Below are 14785 nucleotides of genomic sequence, written 5' to 3' on the forward strand. Positions count from 1 at the left end.
CGTTTTATGGAATAAGGAGGGCTTACAACTCGTATAAGTACTCTCCAGATTATACTTCAATAAGTGTTTTTTTACAGTAAAATAGCAGGTATTATTCTTTTAGTTGTCCTTTTGGTTTTATACTTTACAGGAGTAATTTAAGTTGTTTTTTTTCCGAGTATGGCGTTAACGATAGTAGCGGCATACTTTTTTGTGTGAGCTTATGCACAAAAAAGATATAGAGGATAGCGCGACCCTTTTGGTAACGCAAAAATAACTAATTATTGACTTAAAATAAACCGTTAATTTCTGCGTCTATTTTATTTAGTATAAATCCTAGGTCTTCTGGGTTGTCAACAAAATCAAGGTTGTCTACGTCTATAATTAGTAAGTTTCCTTTATCGTAACCTGTTATCCAAGCTTCATAACGTTCGTTAAGTCTGCTTAAATAATCAATACTAATAGAGTTTTCGTAATCGCGTCCTCTCTTATGGATTTGAGAAACCAAATTAGAGATTGAGCTACGTAAATAAATTAGTAAATCTGGACCTTGCACAAAGCTTTCCATAAGTTCGAAAAGTGAAGAGTAGTTCTCGAAATCACGATTAGTCATTAATCCCATAGCATGAAGGTTTGGTGCAAAAATATGCGCATCTTCATAAATAGTACGGTCTTGAATAATGTCTTTACCGCTTTCGCGAATTTGCCCTACTTGACGAAAACGACTGTTTAAAAAGTAAACTTGTAAATTAAAACTCCAGCGTTCCATCTGGTTATAGAAATCATCTAAATAAGGATTATCTACAACGTCTTCTAATTGTGCTTCCCAATTATAGTGTTTGGCAAGTAATTTTGTGAGCGTAGTTTTTCCAGCTCCAATGTTTCCGGCAATGGCAACGTGCATATTATTTTAATTTAAGTTGGTAGCGATAAAGCTCTTTATCGGTGTAAATATACACGATTTGATTGGTTACAAAAAACTGACTTATTAACAAATTTGTAATGTTAAGAGGTTTAGTTGTTTCTGTGTTTTTATCAATATAGAATAGTGTATTGTCTTTTTTTAATATTATATTTTCGTTACTTTCTTTAATGTTGGTGTAACCTGTATTTGGTGCTTTAGAAATTAAGCTTCCAAAATAATTGTACTCGTAAATATAGTTTTTTGTCAAGAGCCAACATGAATTATAATTACTAGTTATATCTAGTATGTTGCTTTCTGTTGGTAGTGTTTTTGCACGAATGGTTTTTGTTTTGTAATCGTACAATTCCAACTGCATTAAATCTTGATTAAAAACCCAAATAGTGTTGTCGCTTCCTGTAGAAATATGCGATACATTTTTGTATGGTTTAGTCTGGTTGAAGTCTATTTTATAAATTTCGGCTAAACGATTGTCTAATATTGTAACAGTATTAAATGCTTTGTAAAAAACATTTATTTTAAGAGGATTAAAGTTGCTTGCAGATGTAATTGTGCCTAACTGTACGTTACTATACTTAAGTAATTTGTCTTCTTGCTTCTTTATTAAGGTGTTATTTAAGGTGTAGAAGGTAGTCCCAAAATTATCTATACCAATAACAGAGTCTGCATTAAAGTTGGTTTTACTTGTAAGTACTGCCTTAATTTTATCTTGAGCAAAAGCAGAATAGGCAAGTATTAAAAATATATAAAGTAGCTTTTTCATTGAGAATTGAAAAGTACAAAAATTGAACCACTTTTTATAAGAAACCACAGTTTAGAAATATTAGTGTTGTGGTCGTTAATTTTTTTAAGAAAGTTTTAACATATCCAGGTTAAACATTTTTTGTTTTTGATCGTCTAACAGTAGTTAACTGTAATTTTACAAAACCAATTAAGAAACAATATTATGAAATTAAAAGCATTACTAATCTGCATTACGTTATTCTCAGCTTCATTTTTGTCTGCGCAAGATGATTTCCAAGGAGTAGCAACATATATGTCTAAAACAACCATGGATATGGATGGTTTTGGTGGGAAAGATATGACTCCAGAAAGAAAAAAAGCAATAGCAGAAAGAATGAAAGGTATGTTAGAAAAAACATATGTTTTAACATTCAACAAAACAGAGTCTAGTTATAAAGAAGACGAGAAGTTAGATGCTCCTGGTTCTGGTGGAGGTTTTAGAGGTATGATGAGTAGTTTTACTGCTGGTCCACAATACAAAAATATTAAAGATGGACAGTTAATTCAAGATCAAGAGTTTTTTGGAAAGCAGTTTCTTATTAAGGATGATTTAGAGAAGTTAGAGTGGAAAATGACAGGTGAAACCAAGCAAATTGGTAAGTACATGGCAATGAAAGCTGTTGCAACTAAAAAAGTTGATGAAATGGATTTTTCTAAAATGAGAAGAAGAGGTCCTCGTGACGATGATAAAAAGAAAGATGAAAAAGCTGCAAAAGGAGATAGAACTGTTAGTGCTTTTGGAAAAGGAGAAGCTAAAGAAGAAGAGAAGGCAAATGATTCTTCTGTAGTAGCATCGACAGAAGGAAAGTCAACAGATATTATGGATGAAATCGATATTCCAAAAGAAGAAGAAGTTGTTGCTTGGTATACAATGCAAATTCCTGTAAATAATGGTCCTGGAGATTTTTGGGGTTTACCAGGTTTAATTCTTGAAATCAATTCTGGGAGAACAACTATTTTATGTTCTAAAATAGTAATGAATCCTTCAGAAAAGCAAGAGATTAAAAAGCCTTCAAAAGGAAAAGAGGTTACTAAAGCCGAATATAACGACATCGTTAAAAAGAAAATGGAAGAAATGAGAGAAATGTACGGAGGAAGAAATCGCGGTGGTCGTGGTGGAGGAAGACGTTAATCTCTAATAAAAGGATAATCCAACCTAATATATAAAAGCAAACATAAAATTGTTATTATTAAAATTATAGTAATAACAGTAGAGATTTAGCGATTAAAAAAACCATATAAAAATAGATGAAACACTTTTTTACACTGTTACTTTTAATAGTAACAAGCACAACTATTGCCCAAGTTAAATTTGAAGGTATAGTAAAAGATACCGAAGGAGAGCTTTTGGAATTTGCAAATGTTATAGCTATAAATAAAGAGTCTAAAGTATTAGAGTCTTACGCTGTAACTAACGATGCTGGGAAGTATAAGCTTAATTTAGGTAAAAACACCACTTACAAAATACAGGTAAGTTATATTGGTTTTACTACCAAAGAAATGGAAATTACCACTACTGAGGAAGCTATAACTAAAGATTTTAGTTTAGTAGTAGATAATACGCTTGAAGAAGTAGAGCTGGTTTACGAAATGCCAGTTACTATTAAAGGAGATACTATTGTTTATAATGCCGATTCTTTTAAAAACGGAACAGAGCGAAAGCTAGAAGATGTATTGAAAAAGCTTCCAGGAGTAGAGATTAATGCAGATGGGCAAATTGAAGTAGAGGGTAAGGTTGTAAATAAATTAATGGTTGAAGGTAAAGATTTCTTTGATGGAGATTCTAAACTAGCAACTAAAAATATTCCTGCCGATGCTATCGATAAAGTACAGGTTTTAAAGAATTTTTCTAACGTTGGACAGTTAAGTGGTGTACAAAATAACCAAGATAACGTAGCGATTAACATTAAGCTTAAGGATGGTAAGCAAAACTTCTGGTTTGGTACGGTAACAGCTGGTAGTGGAAATTCTGATGATGAAGGATTATACTTAGCGCAACCTAAATTATTTTATTATAGTCCTAATAAAAGTATCAACTTTATTGGAGATTTAAATAATATTGGAGAATTAGCATTCTCACGTAGAGATTTTAGAAATTTTAGTGGAGGTTTTAGTGCTCCAAGTCAGCAAAGTGGGACAAGTATAAATATTGGAGATGGTGGATTAAACTTCTCTAATCTTCAAAATGATAAGGCTAAAGATATAAATACAAAATTTGGAGCAGTAAACTTTAATGTATCTCCAAACGAAGCTTTAGATATTGGTGGTTTTGCTATTTTTACGAGTAGTAGAATTGAGTTACAAGAAAACCAAAGTGTAGAGTATACAGATGAAGCTTTAGGTATTCCAGATGAAACTACAGCAAGTAACACAAGACAAAGTAGTGATGCTGGTTTATTAAAATTTAAAGCTAAATATAAGCCTAATGGTAATAATCAATTAGATTATGATGTGCTAGCTAAAGTAACAAAAGAAGAACAAAACCAGAGTTTCTTTTCATCGGTTATTGGTGATATTGGACAGGTTGAAAACTCTAAGCCTTTTAGTTTAAATCAAAGTCTAAAGTACTATTACACTTTAGATGAGAAGAATATTTTTGCTTTTGAAGCTTTACATGAAATTTCAGACGAAGATCCTTTCTACAATGCAATATTAGAAGATAAAACAAATTATGGTAATACAGCAGCTGCTCTTGGTTTAGACGAAGATCAATTCAACTATAATATTGGTCAAGATAAAAGAGTAAAATCTAATCAATTGGATGCAAAGCTGGACTACTGGAATGTGTTAACGCCTAAAAGTAATATCAACTTTACGTTAGGAACCATTTTAAGTAAGCAAAACTTTAATACCGATATTTTTCAGTTTTTAAATGATGGTTCTCAGTTTAATACAACAGCAACTATTAATAATGGATTAGATACTAACGATACAGAGTATAACTTTAGTGATGTTTATTTAGGAGCTCATTATCGTTTTAAAACTGGGATTTTTACTTTTACACCAGGTGTTTCTGCACATGCTTATGGATCTAATAATGATCAATATGGTACAGAGGTAAAAGATAACTTTTTTAGATTATTGCCAGATTTTAATATGATAATTCAACTTAAAAAGAGTGAAAACATCCAGTTAAACTACCGTATGCAAACCACATTTACAGATGTTACTAATTTAGCACGTGGTTTGGTATTAAACAATTATAACTCATTATATTCTGGAAATCCAGAGTTGGAAAGTGCAACTGCGCATAACTTGAGCTTAAATTACTTTAGCTTTAATATGTTTAATTATACTAATGTTTTTGGAAGAATATCTTATACTAAAAACATAGATGGTATTAGAGGAGCTTCTTCTTTTCAGCCAGGAAGTGTTGTAAACGTAGGGTCATCTATAAATTCAGACTTTGCAGACGAAAGTGTTTCTGCATTTGGTAGGTTTCAGCGTTCTTTTGGGAAGTTAAAAGCTTCTATAAATGGTAATTTTAACTATTCTAAGTTTAACCAGTTAATTAATGATAATGTGTCTACTAACGAGAGTTATACTCAAACCTATAGAGCTGGTTTAAGTTCTAATTTTAGAGATGCTCCTAATTTCGATTTTAGTTATGGCTACACAATCAACGATAATGATCAAGGATCAACAAGATCAAAATTCTATACACATTCTCCTTCTGTAAGTTTCGATGCTTTGCTGCTTAAGAGTTTTACTTTTAAAACAGATTATACGTACAACGATTTTAGAAATGAAGATGTATCTCTTAATACTTACGATTTTTGGAATGCTTCTTTATCTTATAGAAAAGATGAAGACAGTAAGTTTGAATACGAGGTTAAAGCAACAAACTTGCTGGATACTAAATCTCAAAATAATACTAGCACAGGTTCTTTTTCTGTAAGTGCAACAGAATACTTTATACAACCTAGGTTTTTAACTTTTAGAATTATTTATAGTTTATAAATAGTTAACGTGTTAAGATAAAGCGAGTTAATTTTTAACTCGCTTTTTTTTGTAAAAAAAGTTTGTTAAGTAGTAAAACTATAATATATTTGCTATCGGTTTTGGGGAGATACTCAAGCGGCCAACGAGGGCAGACTGTAAATCTGCTGACTACGTCTTCGCAGGTTCGAATCCTGCTCTCCCCACACAAAATAAAAAAAGTCTGTACTTAAGTACAGACTTTTTTGTTTTATATAATTAACATTATTCTTACAGGTAAAGCATTAGTAAGGCACAATGGGCTTTAATTAAGGTAAATAAAAAAGCCTTCTCGTTCGAGAAGGCTTTTTATATTTATGCAGCTGAGGTTTAAATATCAAATTCAGCTTTTACTTTGTCAACGTAATCTAGCTTTTCCCAAGTAAACAATTCAACATCTAAAGTTATGTCATCACCGTTTGGTCTAGAGAATGTTTTAGTAACCGTTTCGTTTACTCTTCCCATATGTCCATAAGCAGCAGTTTCACTGTATATTGGATTACGCAGTTTTAAACGCGATTCTATAGCAGCTGGTCTCATATCGAATACTTTTGAAATTTTCTCAGCAATCTCACCATCTGTCATGTTAAATGGGCAAGTACCATAAGTGTCTACAAATATCCCCATAGGTTCAACAACTCCAATAGCGTAAGAAACTTGTACTAAAATTTCTTCAGCAACACCTGCAGCAACTAAGTTTTTTGCAATATGTCTTGTTGCATAAGCAGCACTTCTATCAACTTTACTTGGATCTTTTCCAGAAAAAGCACCTCCACCGTGAGCACCTTTTCCACCATAAGTATCTACAATAATTTTACGTCCAGTTAATCCTGTGTCTCCATGTGGTCCGCCAATTACAAACTTTCCTGTTGGGTTAATGTGATATTTAATATCATCATTAAATAACGCTTGGATAGCTTCTGGTAATTTTGCTATAACTCTTGGTATTAATATATCAACAATATCTTTTCTAATTTTTGCTAGCATAACATCGTCATTGCTATCAAAATCATCATGTTGTGTAGAAACTACTATAGCTTCTATACGTTGCGGTGTGTTATCATCGCTGTATTCTATAGTTACTTGACTTTTAGAATCTGGTCTTATGTAAGTAATGTCTTTATTCTCACGACGTAACTCAGCCAATTCAATTAATATTTTGTGAGATAAATCTAAAGCCAAAGGCATGTAGTTTTCTGTCTCGCTAGTTGCATAACCAAACATCATTCCTTGGTCTCCTGCACCTTGCTCTTCTTTTGTTGCACGATCAACGCCACGATTAATATCGTCACTCTGTTCGTGAATAGCACTAAAAACGCCACAAGAATTACCATCGAACATATATTCGCTCTTAGTATAACCAATCTTGTTTATGGTGTCTCTTGCAATTTTTTGCACATCTAAATAAGTATTAGATTTTACTTCTCCTGCAAGTACTACTTGTCCTGTAGTAACAAGCGTTTCGCAAGCGACCTTAGATTCGCTATCGAATGCTAAAAAATTGTCTATTAATGCATCACTAATTTGATCTGCAACTTTATCTGGATGTCCTTCAGATACACTTTCTGATGTAAATAAATACGCCATAACTTTTTTTAAATTTTATATATACAGGATTTGACGAAAGCGTCGAAGGAAGTTTACACTGCCTTTAGCATTTTTTATAGAGGTTGCAATCAGTCAAATCCGTCCTCGTAATTAATTTCGACAAAAGTATAAAAAAATATATGGATAGAAATTCCTTTTTACAATTTTATGAAAACTTTATCTTTAAGGATTAAATCTTTAGCTTAGAAAACGGAATAATTATAAGACAATATTTATTTTAAAATAATATTAGTTTTATAAAATAGTAATAGCTTGTTTTTGGTGAAATATTTTTTGTTTAAAATTAATTTTAAAGAATTATTTTCCGTTTTATTGTTTTAAAATCAATTATTAAGAAAAATATTCTTTTTAACTTGTTTAATTAGATTTTTTTTCACAATATTTGTGCTCACAAAGTTCAAACACTTACTGAAATGTTATCAAGAAAGGTGGAGAGATAGACTCGCTGAAGCCTTAGCAACCCTTAGATTTACTAAGAAGGTGCTAAATTCTACTTAATTTTCGATTCATTTATCGAATATTGGATAGATAACTAAAATCTAATTACCCATCTGTAATTAGTATTTCTTTTTAACATTTTTCTAATATGTATGTCTCATAATGAGGCTTATTTGACTTTTGAATTAATTTATTTAACTCGAAAAACTTAGAAAAATGAGTACACAAAAATTTGCAACACAAGCGTTGCACGCAGGACACGACACAAGTAAAACAGGAGGAACTAGAGCGGTTCCTATTTATCAAACATCATCTTATGTTTTTGATGATTCAGATGACGCAGCAGGACGATTTAATCTCTCTGTTCCAGGCTTTATTTACACGCGTTTAAACAATCCAACAAACGATATTTTAGAACAGCGTATCGCAGCACTAGAAGGCGGTATTGCGGCAGTTGCTACAGCATCTGGTACAGCTGCAATTTCTACAACATTATTAACCTTGTTAAAAGCAGGCGATCATATTGTGGCATCCAGTAGTTTGTATGGCGGAACGTATAATTTATTAAGCGTAACACTACCAAGACATGGTATTACTACAACATTTGTAGACCCTTCAGATCCAGAAAATTTTGGCAAAGCAGCACAAGAAAATACAAGAGCAATTTTTGTAGAGTCTTTAGGGAATCCAAAATTGGACGTGTTAGATTTAGAGGCTATTTCTAAAGAAGCAAAAGCTGTAAAAGTGCCATTAATTGTAGATAATACAGTGGCAACGCCTTATTTGTTAAATCCAATTGAGCATGGAGCAAACATTGTAATTCATTCTTTAACCAAATATATTAATGGTAATGGAACATCGCTTGGTGGTATCATTATAGATGCAGGAACATTTGATTGGACTAATGGGAAATTCCCTGAGTTTACAGAACCATCTGCTGGTTACCATGGTTTAGTTTATAGCGAAGCTATTGGTGCGGCTGCATTTATTGCTAAAGTTAGAATAGAAGGTTTAAGAGATTATGGTGGCGCATTAAGTCCGTTTAACGCTTTTCAAATCATTCAAGGATTGGAAACATTGGAATTAAGAATTTTAAAGCACTCTCAAAATGCGTTAGAACTAGCAAAATGGTTACAAGAACAACCAGAAGTAACTTGGGTAAATTATCCAGGATTACAGACTAGTAAATATAATAGTTTAGCTAAAAAGTACTTATCAAAAGGGCAAAGTGGTGTGGTTACTTTTGGTGTTGATGGCGGTTTTGAATCGGCTAAAAAAATAGCAGATACCACAAAGCTATTCTCGCTATTAGCCAATATTGGTGATACAAAATCTTTGATTATTCATCCGGCAAGTACAACGCATCAACAATTAAGTGATGAAGCGCAACAATTAACGGGAGTGACTAAAGACTTAATTAGACTGTCTGTAGGAATTGAAAATATAGAAGATTTAAAAGCCGATTTAAAAGAAGCTTTTGTAGTCGTTAAAAAAACAGTTTTAGCTTAAGACGTTATCTTAATTCAAATTCAAAAAAAGATGAGTGATTTAAAATTTTCAGTTGCAGGAGTAAGTACATCTGCGACACAATTTGTTGGAAAATCAAGGCAGTTTAAATTAGTAATAGATGAACCCGAAGCTTTAAATGGTACAGACGAAGGTGCTAACCCAGTAGAATATATTCTTGCAGGCTTTGCTGGCTGTGTTAACGTTGTTGGTCATTTAGTGGCAAAAGAGCTTGGTTTTAAAATAGATAAATTAAATATAGAAGTCTCAGGAGACATTAATCCAGATAAGTTTCTAGGGATATCAAATAATGAACGAGCAGGTTTTAAAAATATCGAATTAAAACTAGTGCCAGAAACGACTGCAAGTATTGAAACATTAGTTAAGTGGTTAGAAATTGTTGAAGCACGATGTCCCGTTAGAGATAATTTATCTAATAATACACCAGTAAAAATCTCAGTACAAAAAGAATATAATCTTAAGTAATGAAAGATTTACAATACATAGATAGTATCGATTATGTTACCCAAAGCGATAAGGCAACGACAATAAAGTTGTCTTATCAGCTTTTTGGTAAAGCATTACATACCGCTCCAATTGTATTGATAAATCATGCATTAACAGGTAATAGCAATGTTACAGGTACAGATGGTTGGTGGTCAGATTTGGTTGGAGATGGAAAAGTAATAGACACTAAAGCGTATACTGTTTTAGCATTTAATATTCCTGGAAATGGATACGATGGTTTTTTAATTGAAAACTACAAAGATTTTATAGCAAGAGATATCGCAAAGCTGTTTCTTATTGGGTTAGAAAAACTAAGTATCGATTCTGTGTATGCCGTAATTGGAGGATCTCTTGGTGGTGGTATTGCATGGGAAATGGCGGTTTTAAAACCCAATTTGGCAACACATTTTATTCCTGTGGCTACCGATTGGAAAGCTACCGACTGGTTAATGGCAAATTGTCAAATTCAAGAACAGTTTTTAGTTAATTCTAAAAATCCAGTGCATGACGCTCGCATGCATGCTATGTTGTGCTATCGTACTCCAGAGTCTTTTAAATCAAGGTTTCAACGTTCTAAAAACGAAACATTAGATTTATTTAATGTCGAAAGTTGGTTGCTTCATCATGGTAATAAATTACAGGAACGTTTTCAGTTATCGGCTTATAAATTAATGAATCAATTACTACGTAGCATTGATGTGACTAAAGGAAGAGAATCAAATAACAAGGTGTTAGATGGTATTCAATCTAAAATTACAATTGTTGCGGTAGATTCTGATTTGTTTTTTACTGCTGAAGAAAACCGAGAAACGCAAAAACAATTAGCGTTAACACATCCAAATGTGACTTATAATGAGATTAATTCAATTCATGGTCACGATGCATTTTTAATAGAGTTCGAGCAACTCGAAAATATAATTAAAGGCATTTTTAAGCCCAAGTTAAAAGAAAAGAAAATGAAGATATTAAAATTTGGAGGCAAATCTCTAGCCAATGGCGAAGGTTTAAATCGTGTTATTTCTATCATAGAAAATAAAGTTAAAGCCGAAGAAAATATAGCTGTTGTTGTTTCTGCAAGAGGAAAAGCAACAGACCAATTGGAGGCTATTCTTGAGAAAGCAGTAAAAGACCAATCTTATGCTGTAGAATTGGAGGCCTTTAAAAAGGATCAAAAAGGAACGGTTTCAGTAGATTTTGAAACCGAATTTTCAAGACTAGATAGTCTGTTTGCAGGTGTACAATTATTAGGTGATTATAGTCAGAAAATTAAAGATGAAGTTTTAGCACAAGGCGAATTAATTTCAGCTAAATTAATTACGGCATTATTACTAGAAAAAAATATTAATGCAAAAGTAGCAGACGCTAGAACGTTAATAAAAACAGATGACACCTTTGGTAATGCAAAACCAGTTGATGCGTTGTCTAAGAAGAATGTAGTTGCTTATTTTAAACAAAATAATGGCACTACAGTTAATATTGTTACTGGTTTTATTGCGTCTAATAGAGACGGTAAAACCACAACGTTAGGTCGTAATGGAAGTAATTATACGGCAGCATTGTTAGCTAATTATTTAGATGCTGAAGAGTTACAGAATTACACACATGTTAATGGTATTTATACGGCGAATCCGGATTTAGTAGAAGATGCTAGAAAAATAGAGCGATTATCTTTTACGGAAGCTAATGAGTTGGCTAATTTCGGAACGACTATTTTACACGCAAAAACTATTATTCCTTTAATAGAGAAAAATATTCCGCTTCGTATTTTAAACACATTCAATCCGGAAGATAAAGGCACAATAATAACGGCTCAAAATAAAGATAAAGGTATCCGTTCGTTATCTGTTTTAGATAATGTGGCTTTAGTAAATATCGAAGGTCGTGGTTTATTAGGTAAAGTAGGTGTAGATGCTAGGATTTTTACTGCTTTAAGTAAAGAGAATATAAGTGTTAGTATTATTTCTCAAGGCTCTTCAGAGCGTGGTATTGGTTTGGTTATTGAAGCTGAACATGCAAATAGAGCCGTTATTGTTTTAGAACAAGAGTTTGAAAACGATTTTTACTCGCAAGACATTAATAAAATTAGTGTTATAGACGATGTGTCTGTCATTTCAATTATTGGTCAAGAGTTAAGCACGTTTCATAAACCGTTTAATGCTTTAATAAAAAATCAAATTATCCCTATCCTTTTTAATAATACCATTACTGGCGAAAATGTGAGTATTGTAGTTAGAAAAAAGGAACTTCATAAAGCCTTGAATGTTATTCATGGAGAGATCTTCGGAATTTCTAAAAAGATAAATCTAGCCATTTTTGGTCATGGTTTAGTCGGTAGCGCATTGATTAATCAAATTATTGCTTCAGCTGAAGATATTGAAAAAAGAAAAGGCATTAAGCTTAATATTTTTGCGATTGCCAATTCTAGAAAAGCGCTTTTCAGTAAAAACGGCATCGATAAAAATTGGAAAAACACACTAGAAGCAAATGGTGAAAGCTATAAGATTGAAGATGTTTTTCAATTTGCAAAAAAGAATCATTTAGAGAATTTAATAGCTATAGATAACACGTCAAGTTTAGACTTTGTATCCAATTATATTAAGTTGGTGGAGCAAGGTTTCGATTTAGTATCGTCTAATAAAATAGCAAATACTATCGATTTAGAGTTTTATAACCAATTGCGTAATACTTTAGAAAAACACCAAAAAAGTTATTTATACGAAACTAATGTAGGTGCGGGTTTACCATTAATTGATACAATTAAATTATTACATCTTTCTGGCGAAAATATTGTGCGTATTCGTGGCGTGTTTTCTGGATCGCTAAGTTATTTGTTTAATACGTTTTCTTCGGAAGACACCTCGTTTGCAACAGTATTACAACAAGCTTTAGATAAAGGTTTTACAGAACCAAATCCAAGAGAGGATTTAAGTGGGAACGATGTTGCAAGAAAACTATTAATCTTGGCGAGAGAACTAGATTTACATAATGAGCTTAGCGATGTTACTATCGAAAACCTAATTCCAAAACCACTTAGAGAAATTGAAACGGCTAATTTTTTAGAATCTTTAGATGAGATGAATGCTGTTTTTCAGACGAAAAAAGAAGCACAAAAAGAAGGTCATGTATTAAGATATATTGGTGATTTACACGGTGATTTATCACAAGAAAACGGTGCTCAATTAGATGTGAAACTAGAGTCTGTACCTAGTCAATCACCTTTAGGAGCGTTACAAGGTGCCGATTCTATTTTTGAAATTTATACAGAAAGTTACGGCGAAAAACCCATTGTTATTCAAGGCGCAGGAGCAGGAGCATCAGTAACAGCAAGAGGTGTTTTTGGAGATATATTAAGACTAACAGAAAAGAATAATTAAATAAATGTCACGCTGAGCGTAGTCGAAGTGCTTTAATAACTGATTTTAAAAACAAATTAATGGATTCTAATAATTTCGAAACCCAAGCCATAAGAACACAAATAGAACGTTCACAATATTTAGAACATTCTAGTCCGTTGTATTTAACATCAAGTTATGTTTTTGAAGATGCCGAAGATATGCGAGCCTCTTTTGCAGACGAGAAAGACCGTAATATTTATAGTCGTTATTCAAACCCGAATACATCAGAGTTTATAGATAAAATCTGTAAAATGGAAGGTGCTGAAAGTGGTTATTCTTTTGCTTCGGGTATGTCTGCTATATTTTCAACATTAGCGGCTTTATTAAATGCTGGAGATCATATTATTTCATGTAATAGTGTGTTTGGTTCTACGCAAACCATGTTTAAAAATATTTTACCAAAGTGGAATATTTCTACAAGTTATTTTAAAATCGATGCTATTGATAAAATAGAAAGTCTAATTCTGCCAAGCACAAAAGTAATTTATGCAGAAAGTCCAACAAATCCTGCGGTAGATATTTTGGATTTAGAAGCTTTGGGACGCTTTGCGAAAAAACATAATCTTATTTTAATTATAGATAATTGTTTTGCGACTCCTTATTTGCAGCAACCGATACAATTTGGCGCGGATTTGGTAATCCATTCGGCAACAAAATTAATAGATGGGCAAGGTCGTGTGCTTGGAGGTGTTACTGTTGGTCGTGCTGATTTAATTAAAAAAGTCTACTTGTTTTCAAGAAATACAGGTCCAGCATTATCACCTTTTAATGCTTGGGTATTGTCTAAAAGTTTAGAGACTCTAGCGGTAAGATTGGATAGACATTGTGAAAACGCTCTAAAAGTAGCGACCTTTTTAGAAGGTCATGATAAAGTAAATGTCGTGAAATATCCTTTTTTAAAATCACATCCACAGCATGAGTTGGCTAAAAAACAAATGAAAGCAGGTGGTAATATTGTTGCTTTTGAAGTTAAAGGAGGTATTGAAGCAGGACGACAATTTTTAAATAACATAAAATTATTGTCCTTGTCTGCAAATCTTGGTGATACTAAAAGTATTGTCACGCATCCAGCATCAACAACGCATGCAAAGTTAACTGAAGAGGAAAGACTACTAACAGGAATTACTGGTGGTTTAGTACGTGTTTCGGTAGGATTGGAGCATTCAGAAGATATTATAAAAGATTTAAATCAAGCGTTAGCGCTATAAAATATAAAACACAGATTATGAGTAATCATCCAGAATTTAAAAACATTCAAGAGTATCTAGATAAAGGTGCTGTAATATTAGATGTAAGAACAGAAGGCGAGTATAATGAAGGGCATGTAGAGAATTCACTACATATTGTTTTAGATGAGTTGGAATATGAAATAGACCAATTAAAAGCACTTGAAAAACCAATAATAACATGTTGTAGAAGTGGTGCTAGAAGCGAAAGAGCAAAAGAACTTTTAGAAGCAAGCGGCATAGATGTTATTAACGGAGGGCCTTGGGAGAATGTAGAGTCTTACCTCTAAAATAATAAAAGGTTTACATCGATTTGTCATTCCTGCGCAGGCAGGAATCCATTATAAAATTGAAGTAAAAGACAAGAGTAAATAATTAACGTCAGTTCGTGTGATTTTATGACGAAGGAGTAAAATAGTATTGAGAACAAATAATAATACTTA

10 protein-coding genes, 1 tRNA gene and 1 riboswitch are annotated in these 14785 nt (G+C 32.5%); of the genes, 8 read left to right on the forward strand and 3 right to left on the reverse strand.

Annotated features, from left to right (window positions below; genetic code table 11):
- Positions 1 to 268 precede the first annotated feature (268 nt).
- A complete protein-coding gene (locus Q0935_RS13845; protein WP_055435090.1) occupies positions 269 to 883 on the reverse strand; it encodes a deoxynucleoside kinase in 615 nt (204 codons plus the stop codon).
- Position 884: 1 nt separating this feature from the next.
- Positions 885 to 1664, reverse strand: a complete 780-nt coding sequence (locus tag Q0935_RS13850; RefSeq protein ID WP_299387344.1) for a hypothetical protein — start codon at positions 1662 to 1664, stop codon at positions 885 to 887.
- A 183-nt stretch (positions 1665 to 1847) separates the two neighbouring features.
- On the opposite strand from Q0935_RS13850, the gene Q0935_RS13855 reads away from it, so the two are divergent.
- The 3 genes from Q0935_RS13855 to Q0935_RS13865 all read left to right on the forward strand — a co-directional run bounded on the left by Q0935_RS13855 (position 1848) and on the right by Q0935_RS13865 (position 5829).
- Positions 1848 to 2816 carry a GLPGLI family protein gene (locus Q0935_RS13855; RefSeq protein ID WP_299387348.1) on the forward strand — a complete coding sequence of 323 codons (969 nt, stop codon included), beginning with the start codon at positions 1848 to 1850 and terminating at the stop codon, positions 2814 to 2816.
- Between the two features lie 116 nt (positions 2817 to 2932).
- Complete coding sequence (locus tag Q0935_RS13860; protein WP_299387353.1) at positions 2933 to 5644, forward strand: carboxypeptidase regulatory-like domain-containing protein; 2712 nt, start codon at positions 2933 to 2935, stop codon at positions 5642 to 5644.
- A 103-nt stretch (positions 5645 to 5747) separates the two neighbouring features.
- A tRNA-Tyr gene (locus Q0935_RS13865) sits at positions 5748 to 5829 on the forward strand.
- 163 nt (positions 5830 to 5992) lie between these two features.
- Here the strand turns inward: Q0935_RS13865 and metK are convergent.
- Complete coding sequence (metK, locus tag Q0935_RS13870) at positions 5993 to 7249, reverse strand: methionine adenosyltransferase (protein ID WP_299387358.1); 1257 nt, start codon at positions 7247 to 7249, stop codon at positions 5993 to 5995.
- 434 nt (positions 7250 to 7683) lie between these two features.
- Positions 7684 to 7805, forward strand: a riboswitch (SAM riboswitch).
- Positions 7806 to 7924: 119 nt separating this feature from the next.
- On the opposite strand from metK, the gene Q0935_RS13875 reads away from it, so the two are divergent.
- The 5 genes from Q0935_RS13875 to Q0935_RS13895 are packed head-to-tail and all read left to right on the forward strand — an operon-like array spanning position 7925 to position 14632.
- Entirely contained in the window at positions 7925 to 9217 is a 1293-nt protein-coding gene (locus tag Q0935_RS13875; RefSeq protein WP_299387362.1) for an O-acetylhomoserine aminocarboxypropyltransferase/cysteine synthase family protein, read from the forward strand.
- A gap of 30 nt (positions 9218 to 9247) precedes the next feature.
- A complete protein-coding gene (locus tag Q0935_RS13880) occupies positions 9248 to 9700 on the forward strand; it encodes an OsmC family protein (protein ID WP_299387367.1) in 453 nt (150 codons plus the stop codon).
- Positions 9700 to 13095: a bifunctional aspartate kinase/homoserine dehydrogenase I gene (gene thrA / locus Q0935_RS13885; RefSeq protein ID WP_299387370.1), complete on the forward strand. Its 3396-nt coding sequence runs from the start codon at positions 9700 to 9702 to the stop codon at positions 13093 to 13095. Before Q0935_RS13880 ends, thrA begins: the two co-directional genes overlap by 1 nt.
- Positions 13096 to 13154: 59 nt before the next feature.
- Positions 13155 to 14324, forward strand: coding sequence for an aminotransferase class I/II-fold pyridoxal phosphate-dependent enzyme (locus Q0935_RS13890; protein WP_299387374.1), 1170 nt, complete (start codon positions 13155 to 13157; stop codon positions 14322 to 14324).
- 17 nt (positions 14325 to 14341) lie between these two features.
- The gene (locus Q0935_RS13895) at positions 14342 to 14632 is read left to right on the forward strand and encodes a rhodanese-like domain-containing protein (RefSeq protein WP_218701453.1); all 291 of its coding nucleotides are present in this window, start codon (positions 14342 to 14344) and stop codon (positions 14630 to 14632) included.
- The last annotated feature ends 153 nt before the right edge of the window (positions 14633 to 14785 follow it).

The sequence above is a fragment of the uncultured Lacinutrix sp. genome (assembly GCF_947500605.1).
Classification (GTDB): Bacteria; Bacteroidota; Bacteroidia; order Flavobacteriales; family Flavobacteriaceae; genus Lacinutrix.

Excerpts from the sequence above, each read along its gene's own strand:
- Q0935_RS13875 (WP_299387362.1), top strand. The coding sequence starts at position 7,925 with ATGAGTACACAAAAATTTGCAACACAAGCGTTGCACGCAGGACACGAC.
- metK (WP_299387358.1), bottom strand. The coding sequence starts at position 7,249 with ATGGCGTATTTATTTACATCAGAAAGTGTATCTGAAGGACATCCAGAT.
- Q0935_RS13880 (WP_299387367.1), top strand. The coding sequence starts at position 9,248 with ATGAGTGATTTAAAATTTTCAGTTGCAGGAGTAAGTACATCTGCGACA.
- thrA (WP_299387370.1), top strand. The coding sequence starts at position 9,700 with ATGAAAGATTTACAATACATAGATAGTATCGATTATGTTACCCAAAGC.
- Q0935_RS13890 (WP_299387374.1), top strand. The coding sequence starts at position 13,155 with ATGGATTCTAATAATTTCGAAACCCAAGCCATAAGAACACAAATAGAA.
- Q0935_RS13895 (WP_218701453.1), top strand. The coding sequence starts at position 14,342 with ATGAGTAATCATCCAGAATTTAAAAACATTCAAGAGTATCTAGATAAA.
- Q0935_RS13860 (WP_299387353.1), top strand. The coding sequence starts at position 2,933 with ATGAAACACTTTTTTACACTGTTACTTTTAATAGTAACAAGCACAACT.
- Q0935_RS13855 (WP_299387348.1), top strand. The coding sequence starts at position 1,848 with ATGAAATTAAAAGCATTACTAATCTGCATTACGTTATTCTCAGCTTCA.
- Q0935_RS13850 (WP_299387344.1), bottom strand. The coding sequence starts at position 1,664 with ATGAAAAAGCTACTTTATATATTTTTAATACTTGCCTATTCTGCTTTT.
- Q0935_RS13845 (WP_055435090.1), bottom strand. The coding sequence starts at position 883 with ATGCACGTTGCCATTGCCGGAAACATTGGAGCTGGAAAAACTACGCTC.